The following is a 5,415-nucleotide window of genomic DNA, read 5'->3' on the forward strand; positions in this document are numbered from 1 at the left end:
GAGCGCCACGCACTCACCATGATCACGCGCCTCATTCTGCAAACGGTGGTCTGGCTGGCCTGCATGGGTGCGCTGCTGTTTGGCGCCGCGGGCACCTTCGCGTGGCCGGCCGGCTGGTGGTATCTGATCGAAACCGGCGGGCTGAGTCTATGGATCGGTTTCTGGCTGGCGCGCCACGATCCCGGTCTGCTTGCCGAGCGTCTCGCGCCGATCGTTCAGGCGCAACAAAGCCGCTGGGACCGCATTTTCATGGTGGCCGTGGCGGTAACGTGGTGCGCGTGGCTCGTCCTGATGGGGCTCGACGCGATGCGCTATCGCTGGTCGGCGCCGTTGCCGGTCTGGCTGGTGAGCCTCGGTTCGCTCTGCATCTTCCTCTGTCTTTTCATGTGTCTGATCGTCTTCCGGACCAATAGCTATGCCGCGCCCGTCGTGAAGATTCAGGCAAGCCGTGGTCACAAAGTCATCGACACGGGGCCTTACGCCCATGTCCGTCATCCGATGTATTCCGCCGCGCTTCTGCTGTTCGTCGGCACGCCACTGTTGCTCGGCTCGTGGTGGGGGCTTGCCTGCGTACCGCTGCTGATACTCGGTATCGGCTGGCGCGCGGTGCGCGAGGAGCGCGTACTGGCGGAGCAACTCGACGGTTATACCGGCTACACGGCACGCGTGCGTTACCGCTTCGTGCCGTTCATCTGGTAGGGCGCGTACCGCAGCCACTCGAAGTGCCGCAACACTTATTGCCTCAGCACCTCAGCACCTCAGCACCTCAGCACCTCAGCACCTCAGCACCTCCAGCACCTCCAGCACGTCCAGCACCTCCAGCACCTCGAGCACGTCCAGCCCAACCTGTCTAGACAAAGCGCACCGCGCTGATGCAGACGCTACCACCCGGCGCATTGTCTCCGTGCTTTCAAAACTCCCTTAAAGGCCTTGTCGTGCGGCTGCTTATAGGGGCTTACCCGATGAGCCACGCGTTTTTTGATAAATCCGCTTGCGAGGGCTTTTTGACTCATGCAGACTTGTCTATACAAATTAAGCGGCGGATAAAAATCCAGCCAGACGGTTTCCTCCATCCAAGGAGTCTCGACGTGAAAATGAAACGCACGACGTTAGCAAAAGCATTGATGGGCGCCGTTGTCGGCGCCGCGACGATTTTCGCGGCACCGGTGCAGGCCAAAGACTGGAAGACCGTGACGATCGCGCTGGAAGGCGGTTACGCACCGTGGAACCTGACCTTGCCGGGCGGCAAGCTGGGCGGTTTCGAACCTGAGCTGGTCGCCAATCTGTGCGAGCGCATCAAGCTGCAGTGCAACCTCGTCGCGCAAGACTGGGACGGCATGATCCCCGGTCTGCAAGCCGGCAAGTTCGACGTCCTGATGGATGCGATCTCGATCACACCGGAGCGCGAAAAGATCATCGCGTTCTCGAAGCCGTACGCCGCCACACCCGCCACGTTCGCCGTGACCGACGCGAAAGTGCTGCCGAAAGCCGTGCCGAGCGCGGGCGTCGTCAAGCTGTCGGGCGATCCGAAAACCGACCAGCCCACCGTCGACGCCTTGCGCAAACAGCTGAAGGGCAGAACCATCGGCATTCAGTCGGGCACGGTCTACACCAGGTTCATCAACGACGGCTTCAAGGACGTCGCCACGATCCGCGTCTACAAGACCTCGCCTGAGCGTGACCTCGATCTGGCCAACGGCCGCATCGACGCCTCGTTCGACGACGTGACCTACTACGCCGCCAACATCGACAAGAAAGAAACGGCGTCGATCGTAATGGCCGGCCCGAAGATCGGCGGCCCGATCTGGGGTCCGGGCGAAGGCCTCGCATTCCGCAAGCAGGACGCCGACCTGAAAGCGAAGTTCGATACCGCGATCAGCGCCGCGCTTGCCGACGGCACCGTCAAGAAGCTCTCCGCCAAATGGTTCAAGACCGACGTCACGCCTTGATTCGCCTGAGCATTTAGCTGTAGCGGCATGCGCGCGGCGAAGCAGCGTGCCTGCCGGCTGGTTCGATCCGCCGTAATGGATGAGGGGTAGGGAATGGCTCTGATACAGATGCTCGGCTTCGGGCCGGAAGGCTGGGGCGGCGTGTTGCTGCTCGCGGCATTGATGACGGTCGCGCTCACCCTGGCCGCACTCGCGGTCGGCGCGGTGTTCGGCGCGCTGATCGCGGCGGCCAAGCTATCGCGGTTTCGCACGCTGCGTGTGATCGGCGATGTGTACACCACGGTGTTTCGCGGCGTGCCTGAGTTGCTCGTCATCTATCTGTTCTATTTCGGCGGCTCGACGCTCGTGACCACGATCGGTCAGTGGTTCGGCGCCGACGGCTTTGTCGGCGTACCGCCATTCGTGATCGGCGCGCTTGCGGTCGGCATGATTTCAGGCGCGTATCAGGCCGAGGTGTATCGCTCGGCGGTGCTCGCGGTAGCGCGCGGCGAACTCGAAGCGGCGCGCTCGATCGGCATGCCCACCATGACCATGGCGCGCCGCATTCTGATTCCGCAAGTGTTGCGATTCGCGTTGCCTGGCATCGGCAATGTCTGGCAATTGAGCCTGAAGGATTCGGCGCTGATTTCCGTCACCGGTCTTGCCGAACTGCTGCGCGCCAGTCAGGTGGCGGCGGGTTCGACGCATCAGTACTTCACGTTCTTCGTGGTCGGCGGCGCGCTGTATCTGCTGATGACCAGCATCTCGAACCGGGTCTTCAACCGCGCCGAAGCGCGCGTGGGCCGGTCCTTCAAACGCAACTTCGCGCGCAACTGACGGGGACCGGACATCATGCATTTCGACTTCGATTTCCTGCTCGATACGCTGCGGCAACTGATTGCGGCCGTGCCGACCACTCTCGGGCTGTTCTTCTGCTCGCTGATCCTCGGCGGCTTGCTCTCGCTCGTCATCGTGACGATGCGCGTCTCGCCGCATTGGCTGCCAAATCGCTTTGCACGCGCTTATATCCTCGTGTTCCGCGGCTCGCCGTTGCTGATCCAGATGTTCCTCGTGTACTACGGCATGGGCCAGTTCGGCGTGATTCGCGAGAGCTTCCTGTGGCCGGTGCTGCGCGAGCCCTACATGTGCGCGGTTTTATCGTTGGCGCTGTGCACCGCCGGATATACCGCCGAGATTATCCGCGGTGGTTTGATGGCCGTGCCGGTCGGTCAGATCGAAGCAGGCTATTCGATCGGCCTGTCGGGTTTCGCGCTGCTGCGCCGTGTGATTGGTCCGATCGCATTGCGCCAATGTTTGCCCGCGTATTCGACCGAGGCCGTGCTGCTCGTCAAATCGACCGCGCTCGCGAGTCTTGTCACCGTGTGGGAAGTGACCGGCGTGGCGCAGCAGATCATTCAGCAAACGTATCGCACCACCGAAGTATTCGTCTGCGCCGCGTTGATCTATCTGTTCCTGAATTTCGTCATCGTGCGTTTGCTCGGCTTCCTCGAGACGCGTCTGTCGCGCCATCTGCGTGCGGCGCCCGCGTCGAGCTCACCGGGCCGGCCGGTTTCCACCCCCACTGGAACACGCCGCGCCGCGCCGTGAACGAACGAACATTCCCGCAGAATCTGGAGAATCTCATGAACGCTACGGCACCTGTCGCACTGTCGGTCAAGAACATTCATAAGTCGTTCGGCGACCACCATGTGCTCAAAGGTATTTCGCTCGACGCCCATCAAGGCGACGTGATTTCGATTCTCGGCGCGAGCGGCTCGGGCAAGAGCACGTTTCTGCGCTGCCTGAATCTGCTCGAAACGCCGGACGACGGCTCGGTGGCGCTCGGCGGCGAAGAACTCAAGATGAAGCGCCGTGGCGACGGCAAGCTGCAACCCAGCGACCGCCGCCAGGTGGACCGGGTGCGCTCGCAACTCGGCATGGTGTTTCAGAACTTCAACCTCTGGTCGCATATGACCGTGCTGGAGAATCTGATCGAAGGGCCGATGCGCGTACAAAAGCGCAGCCGCGCCGAATCGGTCGAAGAAGCGGAAGCGCTGCTCGCGAAAGTCGGTCTCGCGGAAAAGCGCGGACACTATCCGGCCCATCTGTCCGGCGGTCAGCAGCAGCGCGTGGCGATCGCGCGTGCCCTCGCGATGCATCCCAAGGTGATGCTGTTCGATGAACCCACCTCGGCGCTCGACCCCGAACTGGTCGGCGAAGTGCTGCGCGTGATGCGCTCGCTCGCCGAAGAAGGCCGCACGATGCTGGTCGTCACGCACGAGATGGGGTTCGCGCGCCATGTGTCGAATCGCGTGATGTTCCTGCATCAAGGGCAAGTGGAAGCCGACGGCACACCAGACGAAGTGTTCGTCGAATGCAAGTCGGACCGCTTCCGCCAATTCGTGTCGAGTCACCAGGATCGTACGACCAACTAACGGGGCGGCGTTCGCTGCTCACCACTTCGTCACTTCACCAGGCAAAGCACTATCATGGCCGTGATCCGTTCCGATCGTCCTCTCGACTGGGTTCAGGTGGCGGCCATCGCCGCCGGCGAACCGCTCGAGCTTTCCGCCCACGCCCGCTCGCGTATCGCGGCGGCGCGTGTGCTCGTCGAGCAGATCGTCGAGCGCGGGATTCGCGCGTATGGCGTGAATACCGGCGTCGGCGCGCTGTGCGATGTGATCGTGTCGCCCACCGAACAGCGCTCGCTGTCGCGCAACATTCTGATGAGCCATGCGGTCGGTGTGGGCATGCCGCTCGGTGTCGCCGAGACGCGCGCGATCATGGCGGCTGCCGTGAACAATTTTGCGCACGGACATTCGGGAATTCGCCTCGAAGTCGCGGATCAGCTGGTCGCGTTGCTCAATGCCGATTGCCTGCCGGAAGTGCCGGCGTTCGGCTCGGTCGGTTATCTGAGCCATATGGCGCATATTGCACTGGTCTGCATCGGCGAGGGACATGTGCGCTATCGCGGCGAACGCCTCAAAGGGCGTGACGCGTTGCAACTGCTCGGCCTCGAACCGCTCGTGCTCGAAGCGAAGGAGGGCTTGAGCCTCATCAACGGCACGCCGTGCGTGACGGGTCTCGCCGCATTGGCTCTCGCGCGCGCCGCACGTCTGCTCGACTGGACCGACGTGGTCGCCGCGATGAGCTTTGAGAATTTGCGCGGACAGCTCGCGGCTTTCGATGAAGACTCGCTGGCGCTGCGCATTTCGCCGGGCCTGAATCTGGTCGGCGAACGGATGCGTACCGCGCTTGCCGATAGCGGCATTCTCGCCGCGGTGGTCGGCCAGCGCACGCAAGATCCGCTGAGCATGCGGACCATTCCGCATGTCCATGGCGCAGCGCGCGACGTGCTCACCGCGACCGCCGATGTGGTCAATCGCGAGCTCGCGTCGATTACCGACAACCCGATCGTCGCCGGCACGCCGGAAGCGCCGCGCGTTTATTCGCAGGCGCATGCGGTGGGGGCGTCGATTGCTCTCGC

Annotated in this window: 6 protein-coding genes; all 6 read left to right on the plus strand. The window is 62.9% G+C overall.

What is annotated here, in order from left to right:
- Positions 1–18 precede the first annotated feature (18 nt).
- Positions 19–699: an isoprenylcysteine carboxylmethyltransferase family protein gene (locus QOC89_RS04760; RefSeq protein ID WP_323043972.1), complete on the plus strand. Its 681-nt coding sequence runs from the start codon at positions 19–21 to the stop codon at positions 697–699.
- A gap of 395 nt (positions 700–1,094) precedes the next feature.
- On the plus strand, positions 1,095–1,949 hold the full coding sequence (locus tag QOC89_RS04765; protein WP_416340353.1) for a transporter substrate-binding domain-containing protein: 855 nt from the start codon (positions 1,095–1,097) through the stop codon (positions 1,947–1,949).
- 93 nt (positions 1,950–2,042) lie between these two features.
- Positions 2,043–2,765: an ABC transporter permease subunit gene (locus QOC89_RS04770; RefSeq protein WP_323043969.1), complete on the plus strand. Its 723-nt coding sequence runs from the start codon at positions 2,043–2,045 to the stop codon at positions 2,763–2,765.
- A gap of 15 nt (positions 2,766–2,780) precedes the next feature.
- Positions 2,781–3,536 (plus strand): ABC transporter permease subunit, encoded by a 756-nt coding sequence (locus QOC89_RS04775; protein WP_323043970.1) that lies wholly within the window; start codon positions 2,781–2,783, stop codon positions 3,534–3,536.
- A gap of 35 nt (positions 3,537–3,571) precedes the next feature.
- On the plus strand, positions 3,572–4,363 hold the full coding sequence (locus QOC89_RS04780; RefSeq protein WP_028197383.1) for an ABC transporter ATP-binding protein: 792 nt from the start codon (positions 3,572–3,574) through the stop codon (positions 4,361–4,363).
- A 54-nt stretch (positions 4,364–4,417) separates the two neighbouring features.
- A partial coding sequence (locus QOC89_RS04785) for an aromatic amino acid ammonia-lyase (protein ID WP_323043971.1) occupies positions 4,418–5,415 on the plus strand: 998 nt, incomplete at its 3' end.

It is taken from the genome of Paraburkholderia sp., from assembly GCF_034668105.1.
Lineage (GTDB): Bacteria > Pseudomonadota > Gammaproteobacteria > Burkholderiales > Burkholderiaceae > Paraburkholderia.

What these genes read in the sequence shown, in the direction of transcription:
- QOC89_RS04760 (WP_323043972.1), top strand. Translation starts at nt 19, where the DNA reads ATGATCACGCGCCTCATTCTGCAAACGGTGGTCTGGCTGGCCTGCATG.
- QOC89_RS04765 (WP_416340353.1), top strand. Translation starts at nt 1,095, where the DNA reads ATGAAACGCACGACGTTAGCAAAAGCATTGATGGGCGCCGTTGTCGGC.
- QOC89_RS04770 (WP_323043969.1), top strand. Translation starts at nt 2,043, where the DNA reads ATGGCTCTGATACAGATGCTCGGCTTCGGGCCGGAAGGCTGGGGCGGC.
- QOC89_RS04775 (WP_323043970.1), top strand. Translation starts at nt 2,781, where the DNA reads ATGCATTTCGACTTCGATTTCCTGCTCGATACGCTGCGGCAACTGATT.
- QOC89_RS04780 (WP_028197383.1), top strand. Translation starts at nt 3,572, where the DNA reads ATGAACGCTACGGCACCTGTCGCACTGTCGGTCAAGAACATTCATAAG.